General features: G+C 52.2%; 9 protein-coding genes and 7 tRNA genes. 13 read left to right on the top strand and 3 right to left on the bottom strand.

The features are described 5' to 3' along the window. Nucleotides 1-213: 213 nt before the first annotated feature. Nucleotides 214-1,881 (bottom strand): glutamine--tRNA ligase, encoded by a 1,668-nt coding sequence (gene glnS / locus ACRQ84_RS01550; RefSeq protein WP_483817001.1) that lies wholly within the window; start codon nucleotides 1,879-1,881, stop codon nucleotides 214-216. 152 nt (nucleotides 1,882-2,033) lie between these two features. After that, nucleotides 2,034-4,061 (bottom strand): N-acetylglucosamine-specific PTS transporter subunit IIBC, encoded by a 2,028-nt coding sequence (gene nagE / locus ACRQ84_RS01545; protein WP_483817864.1) that lies wholly within the window; start codon nucleotides 4,059-4,061, stop codon nucleotides 2,034-2,036. A gap of 343 nt (nucleotides 4,062-4,404) precedes the next feature. On the opposite strand from nagE, the gene nagB reads away from it, so the two are divergent. The 12 genes from nagB (at nucleotide 4,405) to ACRQ84_RS01485 (ending at nucleotide 11,297) form a co-directional block, all read left to right on the top strand. Beyond that, a complete protein-coding gene (gene nagB, locus ACRQ84_RS01540; RefSeq protein ID WP_064740565.1) occupies nucleotides 4,405-5,205 on the top strand; it encodes a glucosamine-6-phosphate deaminase in 801 nt (266 codons plus the stop codon). A 61-nt stretch (nucleotides 5,206-5,266) separates the two neighbouring features. Next, entirely contained in the window at nucleotides 5,267-6,415 is a 1,149-nt protein-coding gene (nagA, locus tag ACRQ84_RS01535; protein WP_064740564.1) for an N-acetylglucosamine-6-phosphate deacetylase, read from the top strand. A 7-nt stretch (nucleotides 6,416-6,422) separates the two neighbouring features. Further along, nucleotides 6,423-7,643, top strand: coding sequence for a DNA-binding transcriptional regulator NagC (gene nagC / locus ACRQ84_RS01530; protein WP_483817000.1), 1,221 nt, complete (start codon nucleotides 6,423-6,425; stop codon nucleotides 7,641-7,643). Nucleotides 7,644-7,684: 41 nt separating this feature from the next. After that, nucleotides 7,685-8,437, top strand: coding sequence for an HAD-IIA family hydrolase (locus ACRQ84_RS01525; RefSeq protein WP_064740562.1), 753 nt, complete (start codon nucleotides 7,685-7,687; stop codon nucleotides 8,435-8,437). A 317-nt stretch (nucleotides 8,438-8,754) separates the two neighbouring features. Beyond that, a complete protein-coding gene (gene asnB / locus ACRQ84_RS01520) occupies nucleotides 8,755-10,422 on the top strand; it encodes an asparagine synthase B (protein WP_483816999.1) in 1,668 nt (555 codons plus the stop codon). 216 nt (nucleotides 10,423-10,638) lie between these two features. Further along, a tRNA-Met gene (locus tag ACRQ84_RS01515) sits at nucleotides 10,639-10,715 on the top strand. 6 nt (nucleotides 10,716-10,721) lie between these two features. After that, nucleotides 10,722-10,806: transfer RNA gene (locus ACRQ84_RS01510), tRNA-Leu, on the top strand. A 21-nt stretch (nucleotides 10,807-10,827) separates the two neighbouring features. Further along, a tRNA-Gln gene (locus ACRQ84_RS01505) sits at nucleotides 10,828-10,902 on the top strand. A gap of 34 nt (nucleotides 10,903-10,936) precedes the next feature. Further along, nucleotides 10,937-11,011 (top strand) — tRNA-Gln (locus ACRQ84_RS01500). Between the two features lie 26 nt (nucleotides 11,012-11,037). After that, nucleotides 11,038-11,114: transfer RNA gene (locus tag ACRQ84_RS01495), tRNA-Met, on the top strand. A gap of 6 nt (nucleotides 11,115-11,120) precedes the next feature. Continuing rightward, nucleotides 11,121-11,195 (top strand) — tRNA-Gln (locus ACRQ84_RS01490). A 27-nt stretch (nucleotides 11,196-11,222) separates the two neighbouring features. Further along, nucleotides 11,223-11,297, top strand: a tRNA-Gln gene (locus ACRQ84_RS01485). 86 nt (nucleotides 11,298-11,383) lie between these two features. On the opposite strand, the gene ubiF is transcribed toward ACRQ84_RS01485, so the two are convergent. Then, nucleotides 11,384-12,556, bottom strand: a complete 1,173-nt coding sequence (gene ubiF, locus ACRQ84_RS01480) for a 3-demethoxyubiquinol 3-hydroxylase (protein WP_483816998.1) — start codon at nucleotides 12,554-12,556, stop codon at nucleotides 11,384-11,386. 282 nt (nucleotides 12,557-12,838) lie between these two features. Here ubiF and miaB point away from each other — a divergent pair, with 282 nt between their 5' ends. Beyond that, nucleotides 12,839-14,263 carry a tRNA (N6-isopentenyl adenosine(37)-C2)-methylthiotransferase MiaB gene (gene miaB, locus ACRQ84_RS01475; protein WP_483816997.1) on the top strand — a complete coding sequence of 475 codons (1,425 nt, stop codon included), beginning with the start codon at nucleotides 12,839-12,841 and terminating at the stop codon, nucleotides 14,261-14,263. The last annotated feature ends 189 nt before the right edge of the window (nucleotides 14,264-14,452 follow it).

Raw genomic sequence — 14,452 nt, 5'->3', positions numbered from 1 at the left:
CGGAGCAACGTCTGAGAGCGCATAGCCTACCTGAAAAAAAGTTTTTCACACTGGCAAATGGGTTAATTATTCTAAAGTCAGAATAGTCGCAAATGAGGAATTATAGGCTTGATGAGGCGGGCAGCATAAAAGGTTGTAGCTTGCCAAATAGAGATAATAAAAAAGGGCGATTGCTCGCCCTTACATGATCATATCGCGTGATGTCAAAAACGCTTAATCGCCGATCTTTGCCCAGGTATCACGCAAGCCAACGGTGCGGTTAAACACCAGTTTGGATGGCTGTGAATACACACTATCAGCACAGAAATAACCTTCGCGTTCAAACTGGTACGCTGCCATTGGCTCGGCTACACGTAGACCTGGCTCAACGAAGCCTTGTTTAGTCTCCAGTGAGTTCGGGTTAATGGTGGTGAGGAAATCCTCAGCCGCGCCCGGATTTGGCACACTGAACAGACGATCATACAGGCGGAATTCCGCTGGCAACGCGTGAATAGCAGAAACCCAATGGATGACGCCTTTCACTTTACGGCCATCAGCTGGATCTTTGCTCAGAGTATCAACGTCGCAGGTACAGTAGATGCAGGTGATATTACCTTCATCGTCCTTCGCCACACGTTCGGCACGGATCACGTAGGCATTACGCAGACGCACTTCTTTACCCAGCACCAGACGTTTATATTGCTTGTTGGCTTCTTCACGGAAGTCAGCGCGATCGATCCACACTTCACGGCTGAATGGCACTTCACGCGTGCCCATCTCCGGTTTGTTCGGATGATTCGGCATGCTGATGATCTCTTCATGACCTGCAGGGAGGTTCTCGATTACGACCTTCAGCGGATCCATTACAGCCATGGCACGTGGCGCGTTTTCATTGAGATCGTCACGAATGCACGATTCTAATGACGCCATCTCCACGATATTGTCCTGCTTGGTTACGCCGATGCGGCGGCAGAACTCACGGATAGAAGCGGCGCTGTAACCACGACGACGCAGACCGGAAACGGTCAGCATGCGCGGATCGTCCCAGCCTTCTACAACCTTCTCGCTTACCAACTGAGTCAGTTTACGCTTCGACATCACGGCGTATTCCAGATTCAGGCGCGAGAACTCATACTGACGCGGATGCACTGGGATAGTGATGTTATCCAGCACCCAATCGTACAAGCGACGGTTATCCTGGAACTCCAGCGTGCAGAGAGAATGCGTAATGCCTTCAATCGCATCCGAAATGCAATGCGTGAAGTCGTACATCGGATAGATGCACCACTTGCTGCCGGTCTGATGGTGATCGGCAAACTTAATGCGGTACAGCACCGGATCGCGCATCACGATAAAGCTGGACGCCATATCGATTTTGGCACGCAGACAAGCTTTGCCCTCTTCGAAACCGCCATCGCGCATCTTCTGGAACAGCGCTAAGTTTTCTTCCACGCTGCGATCGCGATACGGGCTGTTTTTGCCCGGCGCCGTCAGGGAACCGCGATACTCACGAATTTCATCCGCCGACAGTTCATCAACGTATGCCAGACCTTTGTTAATCAGCTCAACCGCATAGTTGAACAATTGGTCGAAGTAGTCTGAGGAGTAACGAATGTTGCCGCTCCACTCAAAGCCCAGCCATTGCACGTCACGCTTAATGGATTCGACAAACTCCAGATCTTCTTTTACCGGATTAGTGTCATCGAAACGCAGATTGCACTCACCTTGGTAGTCTTGTGCGATACCAAAGTTCAGGCAGATAGATTTCGCATGGCCAATATGCAGATAACCATTGGGCTCAGGCGGGAAACGGGTATGCACACTGCTGTGCTTACCGCTCGCCAAATCTTCGTCGATGATCTGACGAATAAAGTTCGTTGGGCGGGCTTCAGCCTCACTCATCTCAAAATCCTCAAAAACTATAACGGGTGATTTGTACCACGAAGTAACGGAGTATGATCCACAAAGCGCAGGAGGGAAACAACCGTTTGTTGGTCGTTTTAAAACAAAAAAGGCAGGAATCGCTTCCTGCCTTCTGGCTCAATCACAAGGACTTAGCCTTTAACCTCGTACAGCGGGGTTTGGCCTGCAACCACTGAACCGGTTGCCAGTAAATTCAGACCGGCAAAATCATCGCTATTGCTGACGACAACCGGACTGATCATCGAGCGTGCGTTGGCGTTGAGGAAATCCAAATCCATTTCCAGGATTGGCTGACCTGCCGTTACCGTTGCGCCCTCTTCGACCAGACGCGTGAAGCCTTTGCCTTCCAGCGCAACCGTATCCAGTCCCATGTGCACGACAATCTCGACACCGTTTTCCGCTTCAAGGCAGAACGCATGGTTAGTATTGAAGATCTTCACCACGGTTCCGGCCGTTGGCGCGACCACGGTTTTGCCGGTTGGCTTGATAGCCAGACCATCGCCGACGGCCTTGCTGGCGAACGCTTCGTCAGGCACATTTTCTAGCGCAACAATTTCACCGGTTACTGGCGCGAGCAGCGTAGCAATTACCGCTTTTTCGCTGTTCATTACGGCCTGCGGTTTAACTGCTGGAGCGGGTGCAGCCGTTGACGCAGCGGCAGATGCCGCAACCGGACCTTTGCTCAGGACGGTTTTCATTGCCGTTGCAATGCTTTCCGCTTGGGTACCCACGATAACCTGCACGCTCTGCTTGTTCAGACGAATCACGCCTGAAGCACCCAGACGTTTAGCCACACCTTCATTGACCTGCGCGGAATCTTTGACGTTCAGACGCAGACGAGTAATACAGGCATCAATGTTGGTCAGGTTTTCCGAACCACCAACTGCCGCAATATAACGACGCGCCAGAGATTCAGTTTGGCTTTCGCCGTTGCCGCTATGATCAACATTTACGTCATAACCATCGGTTTCGTCACCGGCAGAGAGTTCACGGCCCGGCGTCATCAGGTTAAATTTCTGAATGGTGAAGCGGAACACTGCATAGTAGATAACGAAGAATACCAAGCCTTGTGGGATCAGCATCCACCAGTGCACCGCCAACGGGTTACGTGTTGACAGCACCATATCTACCAGACCCGCACTGAAGCCGAAACCGGCAATCCACTGCATGCTCGCCGCGATGAACACGGATAGACCCGTCAATGCCGCATGAATGACATACAGCACCGGTGCCACGAACATAAAGGAGAATTCCAGCGGCTCGGTGATACCCGTAAAGAAGGCTGCAAATGCCGCGGCCAGCATGATACCGCCAACTTTGGCGCGGTTTTCAGGACGCGCGCAGTGGTAAATTGCCAGTGCTGCCCCCGGAAGACCAAACATCATGATTGGGAAGAAGCCCGCCTGATAACGACCCGTAATGCCCGGAATTCCTGTACCTTCTGCGATAGACTGCGCGCCACCCAGGAATTTAGGAATATCGTTGATACCCGCAACGTCGAACCAGAATACTGAGTTCAACGCGTGATGCAGGCCAACCGGGATTAGCAGACGGTTAAAGAAGGCGTAGACGCCAGCACCGATTGACCCCATTTTCTGGATGTGCTCACCAAAGCTCACCAGTCCGCCAAAAATGAGCGGCCAGACATACATCAGCACGAAGGCCACGACGATCATCAGGAAGGAGACAAGGATAGGCACCAGACGGCGGCCGCTGAAGAACGACAGCGCTTTTGGTAGCTCAACATGGCTGAAGCGGTTATAAACCTCAGCCGAGAGAATACCAACAAGGATACCGACGAACTGGTTATTGATTTTACCGAAGGCGGCAGGAACTTGCTCCACCGGTATTTTCTGAATCATCGCTACCGCTGCCGGTGAACAGAGCGTGGTCACCACCAGGAAGCCGACAAAACCGGTTAACGCTGCTGCACCGTCTTTATCTTTAGACATACCGTATGCCACACCAATGGCAAACAGCACAGACATGTTGTCGATGATCGCCGAACCGGATTTGATCAGCAGTGCTGCCAGCGCATTGCCTGCGCCCCAGCTATCTGGATCAATCCAATATCCGACACCCATCAAGATTGCCGCTGCCGGCAGAGTCGCTACCGGCACCATAAGCGCGCGGCCGACCTTTTGCAGATATCCTAGAATACTCACCTTATTCTCCCCCTATGAGACTGGCGTTTTGCCGTGGCGCAGGTTGATTTTATTATCCCGTCGCCCGGTACCTTGATGACACTTTTCACCACGAGGCGCAGTGTAAAGATAAATTAATTCGCCTCGCAAATTAAAACCACTACAACTGTGACTTTAATCACCAAAATGGTGGTTTGATAACGCGAAATGCTAGCCAGCACCACAAACTTATTTTATGATGAAAAATATCGAGGCGCACTTTTCCCAGATGGTTACGCTTAAACGCATTACGCTTAAAGGCAGAAAACTGTCAGAGAAACGGCAACTCCACATTTCCAATCTTAATTGAGGTGAAGACATGAGACTGATCCCTTTGGCCACACCGACCCAAGTGGGTAAATGGGCTGCACGCCACATTGTTAACCGCATTAATGCGTTTAAGCCTAGCGCAGAACGTCCCTTCGTGCTCGGCCTGCCAACCGGTGGAACACCGCTGGAAGCCTACAAGCACCTAATCGATATGCACAAAGCGGGCCAGGTTAGTTTCAAGCACGTTGTTACCTTCAACATGGATGAATATGTTGGCCTGCCTAAAGAGCATCCTGAAAGCTATCACAGCTTCATGTACCGTAACTTTTTCGATCACGTTGATATTCAACAGCAAAATATCAATCTGCTGAATGGCAATGCCGAAGACATTGACGCAGAATGTCGCCAATACGAAGAGAAGATCCGTGCTTACGGCAAAATTAACCTGTTTATGGGCGGCGTGGGTAACGATGGTCACATCGCCTTCAACGAACCGGCCTCCTCGCTCTCCTCACGTACCCGCATCAAAACCCTGACGCACGATACGCGCATGGCCAATTCCCGTTTCTTTAACGGTGATGTGGATCAGGTGCCGAAATATGCGCTGACTGTCGGTGTCGGTACACTACTGGATGCAGAAGAAGTGATGATTCTGGTTACCGGCCATCTGAAAGCGCAAGCGCTGCAAGCTGCCGTTGAAGGTAACGTCAACCACATGTGGACGATTAGCTGCCTGCAGTTGCATGCCAAATCTGTCGTGGTCTGTGACGAGCCAGCCACCATGGAATTGAAAGTGAAAACCGTAAAATATTTCCGCGAAATGGAAGCGGAAAATATGAAAGGTGTGTGAAAACACGATGTAATAAAACCTGCTGCTGTTATGCGGCAGGCTTAGCCGGGAGAGAGAAACGATGTACGCATTAGTGAACGGCCGGATTTTTACCGGTCATGAAATTCTGGATAATCATGCGATCGTGATTGCGGATGGCTTGATTGAACGCGTGTGCCCGCGTGATGCCCTGGACGCGGCAATTCCACAGCAGGACGTGGCTGGTGCGTATATCGCTCCTGGTTTTATTGATTTGCAGCTTAATGGCTGCGGTGGCGTGCAATTTAACGATGACATTAACGCGTTAAGCGTCGAGACGCTTGAGATCATGCAGCGTGCCAACGAAAAGTCAGGCTGCACCAGCTATTTGCCGACACTCATCACTAGCACAGATGCGCTGATGAAACGCGCCGTTGAAACGATGCGCGCCTTTCTGGCGAAGCATCAACATCAGGCGCTTGGCCTGCATCTTGAAGGCCCCTGGCTGAACAAAGCCAAGAAAGGCACGCACAACCCTGAACTGATTCGCCTGCCAGATGCCGAGCTGGTGGATTTCCTCTGCGCCAATGCCGACGTGATCACCAAAGTTACGCTGGCGCCTGAGAATGCGGGTAGCGAAGTCATTCGTAAGCTGCGTGATGCCGGAATTATCGTGTCAGCAGGCCACTCCAACGCGACCTATGAAGAAGCAAAAATGGGTTTCAGCGCGGGCGTGAGCTTTGCCACCCACCTCTATAATGCCATGCCGACCTTCGCCGGACGTGAGCCGGGTCTGATCGGTGCGCTGTTTGATTCGCCTGATGTATACTGCGGCATTATTGCGGATGGTTTACATGTCCATTACGCTAATGTGCGCAATGCAAAACGCATTAAAGGCGACAAACTGGTGTTAGTGACGGATGCCACTGCACCGGCGGGCGCGTCGATTGATCAATTCATTTTTGCAGGCAAAACAATATACTATCGCGATGGCCTGTGCGTTGACGAGAACGGTACGCTCAGCGGTTCTGCCTTAACCATGATTGAAGCGGTGCAGAATAGCGTTGAACACTGCGGTATCGCTCTCGATGAAGCGCTGCGTATGGCGACGCTCTATCCGGCGCAGGCGATGGGTGTGGAGAAACAGTTAGGAACGGTCGAAGCAGGAAAAGTCGCCAACCTGACTGTCTTTACCCGCGATTATCAAATCACTAAGACGTTTGTCAACGGAGACAACGTCCTCAGCGAGTAAGTATTGAATGACCACTGGCGGCCAGTCTCAAATAGGAAATGTCGATCTTGTTAAACAACTCAACAGTGCAGCCGTCTATCGGTTAATAGATCAACAAGGACCGATTTCGCGCATTCAGATTGCTGAACATAGCCAGCTTGCGCCCGCCAGTGTCACCAAAATTACCCGCCAGCTTATTGAGCGCGGCCTCATCAAAGAGGTGGAGCAACAAGCCTCCACCGGTGGGCGCCGCGCTATCTCGATTATTACTGAAACGCGTCATTTTCATACTATCGGCGTACGCCTGGGGCGTAATGACGCCACATTAACCTTATTTGATCTAAGCGGAAAATCGCTGGCGCAGGAAGATTATCCGCTGCCGGAGCGTACCCAGGAAACGCTGGAGAACGCGCTGTTCAATGCCATCAGCGCCTTTATGGCGGCGCATCAGCGTAAGATCCATGAACTGATTGCCATTGCGGTGATTCTGCCTGGTTTAGTCGATCCGATTAATGGCATCATCCGCTACATGCCCCATATCGCGGTGAGTCACTGGCCGCTGGTTTCCAGCTTAAAAAAACGCTTTAACGTGACCAGCTTTGTTGGACATGATATTCGCAGCCTGGCACTAGCCGAGCACTACTTCGGTGCAAGTCGCGATTGCGCAGACTCCATTCTGGTGCGTTTGCATCGTGGTACCGGCGCCGGAATCATCGCCAATGGCCATATCTTTCTCGGCAGCAACGGCAACGTTGGCGAGATCGGTCACATCCAGGTCGATCCGTTAGGTGAACGCTGCCACTGCGGTAACTTTGGCTGTCTGGAAACCATTGCGGCTAATAGTGCGATTGAAAATCGCGTACGTCATCTGCTTAATCAAGGCTATCCAAGCACCTTAACGCTGAATGATTGTCTGATGCCGCAGATTTGCCGCGCAGCTAATCACGGCGACGCGCTGGCGTGCGAAGTGATTGAACATGTCGGCCGCTATTTAGGTAAGGCTATCGCCATCGCCATCAACTTATTCAATCCACAAAAAGTGGTGTTGGCCGGTGAGATCACCGAAGCCGATAAAGTGCTGTTCCCTGCCATTGAAGGTTGCATCAATACGCAGGCGCTCGCTGCCTTCCGTAAAAACTTGCCGGTTGTGCGTTCCGAGCTCGATCATCGCTCGGCAATTGGCGCTTTTGCATTGGCAAAACGCGCTATGCTGAACGGTATTTTGCTGCAACATCTGCTGGAAGAGTAACCACCAGCCTGCTGTTTAGCAGGCCCGACCGGATGCAATTTATGACGATTAAAAGCGTAATCTGTGACATCGACGGCGTGTTGATGCATGACAATACCGCCGTTCCCGGCGCGAACGAATTTCTGCAGCGCATTCTGGCGAAGGATATGCCGTTGGTGGTGCTGACCAACTATCCTTCACAAACCGCTCTTGATCTGGCGAACCGCTTTGCCAACGCAGGCATTGAGGTTCCGGATTCGGTGTTTTACACCTCGGCGATGGCCACCGCCGATTTCCTGCGTCGTCAGGAAGGGAAAAAAGCCTATGTGATTGGCGAAGGTGCACTGATCCATGAGCTGTATAAAGCCGGCTTTACCATCACCGACGTTAACCCAGACTTTGTCATCGTCGGTGAAACACGCTCTTTCAATTGGGACATGATGCACAAAGCCGCCTTCTTTGTGGCCAATGGCGCACGTTTCATCGCCACCAACCCCGATACGCACGCGCGCGGTTTTGTCCCTGCCTGCGGTGCGCTATGCGCTGGCATTGAAACCATCTCCGGCCGTAAACCGTTTTACGTCGGCAAGCCAAGTCCGTACATCATGCGCGCTGCGCTAAACAAAATGCATGCGCATTCGGAAGAGACAGTGATCGTCGGTGATAACCTGCGTACTGACATTCTGGCGGGCTTCCAGGCGGGGCTGGAAACGATTCTGGTGCTGTCGGGGGTTTCAACGCTCAGTGATATCGATGCGATGCCTTTCCGCCCGGATTGGATTTATCCATCGGTCGCCGATATCGACCTGTTCTGACGCCAGCCATCACCTCTTCTTATAGCCCTGCACATGCAGGGCTTTTGTTTTTACTGTCGTTACCCATTTCTACGCCGCACTAATTATGCGCATAAAACGAACGACAACACCGATTCATTAGATGCCATCTAAAATATTCATCAATTAATTAGATAATATTCAATATTACTCGCTCATCAACATTCTTTTTATCAAAGAATCGCAATTTTGCTTGCACCAACACCACCATTTAGCGCATTTTCTTATACATCACGCAGTCGAGGCTGCCGGACAAACGTAAAAATTACTTCGCCACAAGGTGAGATCAGGAGTCAGTTATGTGTTCAATTTTTGGTGTGCTGGATCTGAAAAGCGATCCTATTGAGCTGCGCAAGAAAGCGCTGGAATCTTCTCGTCTGATGCGTCACCGCGGCCCAGATTGGTCAGGTGTTTATGCGGATGATAAAGCCATTCTGGTGCATGAGCGTCTATCGATTGTTGACGTTAACAACGGCGCACAGCCGCTGTATAACGCTGACCACACCCACGTACTGGCTGTTAACGGCGAAATTTACAACCATCAGTCGCTGCGTGCTGAGCTGAGCGATCGTTATGCATTCCAGACCGGCTCTGACTGTGAAGTGATCCTCGCACTTTATCAGGAGAAAGGCGTCGATTTCCTCGATGAACTGCAAGGCATGTTCGCCTTCATCCTGTGGGACAGCGTGAAGCAACAATATCTGATTGGCCGCGACCATATCGGGATTATCCCGCTGTATATGGGTAACGACGAGCACGGCAACCTGTATGTCGCTTCCGAGATGAAAGCGCTGGTGCCGGTGTGCCGCAGCATCAAAGAGTTCCCACCGGGAAGTTACATGTCGAGCGCCGATGGTGAAATCCGTCGTTACTGGCAGCGTGACTGGATGGAGTTTTCTGCCGTTGAGCACAACACCACCGATGCCGCAGAGCTGAAACATGCGCTGGAAGAGTCAGTGAAAAGCCATCTGATGTCCGACGTACCTTACGGTGTGCTGCTGTCTGGCGGTCTCGATTCTTCAATCATCTCTGCCGTGACCAAACGCTTCGCTGCGAAACGCGTTGAAGATGCCGATAAGAGCGATGCATGGTGGCCGCAGCTGCACTCTTTCGCCGTTGGCCTGGAAGGTTCTCCAGACCTGAAAGCAGCGAAATCGGTAGCAGAACACCTTGGCACCGTGCACCACGAAATCCATTTTACCGTGCAGGAAGGTTTGGATGCGATTCGTGACGTGATTTATCACATTGAGACCTACGACGTGACCACCATTCGCGCTTCTACGCCGATGTATTTGATGTCGCGTAAGATTAAAGCGATGGGCATCAAAATGGTGTTATCCGGTGAAGGTGCGGATGAAGTCTTTGGCGGCTACCTCTATTTCCACAAAGCGCCAAATGCAAAAGAATTCCACGAAGAAAACGTGCGTAAATTGTTGGCCCTGCACATGTTTGACTGTGCTCGCGCCAACAAAGCGATGTCCGCCTGGGGCGTGGAAGCGCGTGTGCCGTTCCTCGATAAGAAATTCCTCGACGTGGCAATGCGCATCAACCCTGAAGACAAGCTGTGCGGCAGCAACGGCAAGATGGAAAAACACATCCTGCGCGAATGTTTCTCTTCTTATCTGCCAGAGAGCGTAGCGTGGCGCCAGAAAGAGCAGTTCTCTGACGGTGTAGGCTATAGCTGGATTGATACGTTGAAAGAAGTGGCGGCGAAACAAATTAGCGATCAACAGTTGTCTACTGCGCACTTCCGCTTCCCGTACAACACGCCAAACTCGAAAGAAGCGTATCTGTATCGTGAAATTTTTGAAGAATTGTTCCCGATTGCCAGCGCCGCAGAGTGTGTTCCTGGCGGTCCGTCGGTAGCCTGTTCTTCTGCAAAAGCGATTGAGTGGGATGAAGCATTCAAATCAATGGATGACCCTTCAGGCCGCGCCGTTGGCGTGCATCAGTCGGCGTATAAATAAGGTTTTTACTCAACAAGATAAGGGGCTCAATCGAGCCTCTTTTTGATGCAATAAGTCGTGTAACGTTTAAAATCTGCCGAATAAATCACCAGCCTGGTTACAAGCCAGACAAACAGGCGTTTTTAAGGCGAAATTCGACAAAAAAATTGTTGACGCTACAAGACTCAATACGCATAATGCGCCCCGCAACGCCGATGAAGGTTACGCGAAAAAGATGGCTACGTAGCTCAGCTGGTTAGAGCACATCACTCATAATGATGGGGTCACAGGTTCAAATCCCGTCGTAGCCACCATCTTTTGCGGGAGTGGCGAAATTGGTAGACGCACTAGATTTAGGTTCTAGCGCCGCAAGGTGTGCGAGTTCAAGTCTCGCCTCCCGCACCATTTCAGTCTTCGGCAGCCGGATGGGGTATCGCCAAGCGGTAAGGCACTGGTTTTTGATACCAGCATTCCCAGGTTCGAATCCTGGTACCCCAGCCAATCCGGAACATGTTGTGGATACAAAATCGACGAATGGGATATCGCCAAGCGGTAAGGCACCGGTTTTTGATACCGGCATTCCCTGGTTCGAATCCAGGTATCCCAGCCATCGTTAAAGGCAGTAAGCAGTACAAAGGCTACGTAGCTCAGCTGGTTAGAGCACATCACTCATAATGATGGGGTCACAGGTTCAAATCCCGTCGTAGCCACCAAATTATTGGGGTGTCGCCAAGCGGTAAGGCTCTGGTTTCTGATACCAGCATTCCGGGGTTCGAATCCCTGCACCCCAGCCATAAAAAGACAATTTGATAAACACCTAATGGGGTGTCGCCAAGCGGTAAGGCACTGGTTTCTGATACCAGCATTCCGGGGTTCGAATCCCTGCACCCCAGCCAAATTGCACAATAAAGCCCGCTTATGCGGGCTTTATTGTTTTCTGCTTATCGGCAAGTCAGGAGCGCATGAATGCGCTCCCGGCGTATCACAAACCTAATGCATAACGCAGCACCTTGCGCTTCAACGATCCGGCATTCTGCGCCGCAATCAGCGCCAGGTTACGTACCACGCGTAATGGCGGTAGTTTATTGCTAAACGCAAAGTAGAACAGATCCATCCCACCTTGCATGAGTAAGTTGTCTTTATAACGCTGGCGATGATAACGCTGCAGCACGGCATCCGACGACCAAAGCTCAGCCTGGCTTCGCGCCTCCACCAGCGTCGTGATCAAGGCGTCTACATCCCGATATCCCAGATTAACGCCCTGCCCGGCCAGCGGATTGATGGTGTGTGCCGCATCACCTACCAGCGCTAATCCCGGCATCACGTAACGCGTGGCATGACGTCGCACCAGCGGGAAAGAGGCGGCGGTTTTCACCTGAATACGCCCAACGCGTGACGGGAAATGCGCATAAATCTCTTTCTCCAGCTGCTGGAGCGACAAACTTTGCAACTGACGGATGCGCGCTGGCGCGTCGTACCACACCAGCGAAGCACGACGATCAAATAGCGGCAGAAACGCGCGCGGCCCTTGTGGTGTAAACTGCTGCCAGGTTGAATCGCCGGCATCCTGCTCACACTCCACGCTGATGAGCATGCAGGATTGCGCATAGTTCCAGCCATGCACGCCGATGCCCGCTAATTGACGCACACGCGAGTTGGCGCCATCTGCGCCTACCACTAAACGCGCATCCAGCGTTTGACCGTTATCGAGTTGCACATGCCAGCCGGCGTTATGCGGCTGCAACCCCTGCAAACTCGCCGGGCAAATCAGCTCGATGCCCTCTTCCTGCATCTTTTCCCACAGCGCACGTTGCAGCACGCTGTTTTCCACCATAAAGCCCAACTCAGGCAATCCCAGCGACGCCGCATCAAACGTCACATGCGCGTTTTGCCACTCCCAGGTTTCCAGCTGACGATAAGGCGCACAACGCATCGCCTGCACGCGCGGCCAGACCTCCAGTTGCTGTAGCAATGCCACCGACGAAGCGCCAATCGCGGAAATTCGCACATCCGGATCGCTACTGGCATCAAAGGCCGCAGGTTCCGCTCGTTCAATCACCGCTACGCGAAACTGTTGCTGTGCCAGCCCACACGCCAGCGCCGCGCCGACCATGCCACCGCCCACGATCACCACATCAAAATGTGAATCCTGCATCGACTCTAATCCTTCTTTTTGTCGTGAGACCTGACAGCATCACGTTGATAGCTAAAGTGTACCGGAAATTCGTCGTCTGATCAGATGTGCACTTCACCCTGCATACGTCGCGTGGCAGGAAGCCGATAAGTGCGCTTATTCCAGGCGCTTACAAAAGTAAGTTACTGGGATAAGCGGATGCAACGCACCTGCAGCGTGAAGTATGCAGGGTTAGCTGGTCACAGCAGCAGCGAGGCATTACAATACGCGCCCTGCACTTCGCTTTAATCAATGGCTAGTTCGATGACCAAAAAACTGCATATCAAAACCTGGGGCTGTCAGATGAACGAATACGATTCATCAAAAATGGCCGACCTGCTGAACAGTACGCACGGCTACACCCTCACCGAGGAAGCTGAAGAGGCGGACGTTCTGCTGCTCAACACTTGCTCTATTCGTGAAAAGGCGCAGGAGAAGGTTTTTGCTCTGTTAGGCCGTTGGAAAAAGCTGAAAGCAAACAACCCCGAACTCATCATCGGCGTCGGCGGCTGTGTCGCCTCGCAGGAAGGCGAGCGCCTGCGTCAACGCGCCAGTTACGTAGATATCGTCTTTGGCCCGCAGACCTTACATCGCCTGCCGGAGATGATTAACACCGTGCGCGGTAGTAAAAGCCCGGTTGTTGATATCAGCTTCCCGGAAATTGAGAAGTTTGACCGCCTGCCAGAACCGCGCGCCGATGGTCCAACGGCCTTTGTTTCCATCATGGAAGGCTGCAACAAATATTGTACTTTCTGCGTGGTGCCTTACACCCGCGGCGAGGAAGTCAGCCGCCCAAGCGATGATATTCTGCTGGAAATCGCCCAGCTTGCCGCTCAGGGCGTGCGGGAAGTCAATCTGCTGGGCCAGAATGTCAACGCCTATCGCGGTGCCACTTTTGATGGCGACGTCTGCACCTTTGCTGAATTGCTGCGCTTAGTTGCGGCAATTGACGGCATTGATCGTATTCGCTTCACCACCAGCCATCCGATCGAATTTACCGATGACATCATCGAGGTTTATCGCGATACGCCAGAGCTGGCGAGTTTCCTGCACCTGCCGGTACAGAGCGGCTCGGATCGCATTCTGACGCTGATGAAACGCGCTCACACCGCGCTGGAGTACAAAGCGATTATCCGCAAACTGAAAGCCGCGCGTCCGGATATTCAGCTGAGCTCCGATTTCATCATCGGTTTCCCCGGCGAAACGCAGCAGGATTTTGAGCAGACCATGAAGCTGGTTGGCGACGTGAATTTCGATGTCAGCTTCAGCTTTATCTACTCCATGCGACCAGGAACGCCCGCGGCCGATCTGCCAGACGATGTGTCAGAAGACGAGAAAAAACAGCGTCTTTTCATCCTGCAGGACCGCATCAATCAGCAGGTGATGGCATGGAGTCGCCGCATGCTGGGCACCACACAGCGTGTGCTGGTAGAAGGCATTTCGCGTAAGAATGTGATGGAGCTGACTGGCCGCACGGATAATAACCGCGTGGTCAATTTTGAAGCGCCAGTAGAAATGATCGGTAAGTTTGTTGATGTCGAAATTGTTGATGTGTATGCCAGTTCCCTGCGTGGCGTGCTGGTTCGCACCGAAGCGCAAATGGCGCTGCGTGTGGCCGAAAGCCCGGCGTCAGTGATTGCCCGTACCCGCAAAGAGAACGACATTGGCGTCGCTATGTTCCAGCCGTGAAACCTCGAACGTTGAGCGGCAGCGCACAAAGCGCTGTCGCCTGTTGCATCTTAAAGCCCTTGCTTTACACAAGTGCTGCCCAAATATCGTTTCTGAAGCTTGCGCCTCTGCGCAGCGCCATAAATAATTCCCTAAAGATGCTGAAACTTTTCCTTCAGCCTTCGGCACACCTTTTCAACTGGCCCTGAG

This window comes from Pantoea sp. E2023-21 (assembly GCF_051302795.1).
Classification (GTDB): domain Bacteria; phylum Pseudomonadota; class Gammaproteobacteria; order Enterobacterales; family Enterobacteriaceae; genus Pantoea; species Pantoea ludwigii_A.
Note: the sequence above shows the minus strand (reverse complement) of the source record. Positions and strands in the feature narration are given on the sequence as shown.

Coding starts and splice junctions, on each gene's coding strand:
- glnS (WP_483817001.1), bottom strand. CDS start 1,881: ATGAGTGAGGCTGAAGCCCGCCCAACGAACTTTATTCGTCAGATCATC.
- nagB (WP_064740565.1), top strand. CDS start 4,405: ATGAGACTGATCCCTTTGGCCACACCGACCCAAGTGGGTAAATGGGCT.
- nagA (WP_064740564.1), top strand. CDS start 5,267: ATGTACGCATTAGTGAACGGCCGGATTTTTACCGGTCATGAAATTCTG.
- nagC (WP_483817000.1), top strand. CDS start 6,423: ATGACCACTGGCGGCCAGTCTCAAATAGGAAATGTCGATCTTGTTAAA.
- ACRQ84_RS01525 (WP_064740562.1), top strand. CDS start 7,685: ATGACGATTAAAAGCGTAATCTGTGACATCGACGGCGTGTTGATGCAT.
- asnB (WP_483816999.1), top strand. CDS start 8,755: ATGTGTTCAATTTTTGGTGTGCTGGATCTGAAAAGCGATCCTATTGAG.
- ubiF (WP_483816998.1), bottom strand. CDS start 12,556: ATGCAGGATTCACATTTTGATGTGGTGATCGTGGGCGGTGGCATGGTC.
- miaB (WP_483816997.1), top strand. CDS start 12,839: ATGACCAAAAAACTGCATATCAAAACCTGGGGCTGTCAGATGAACGAA.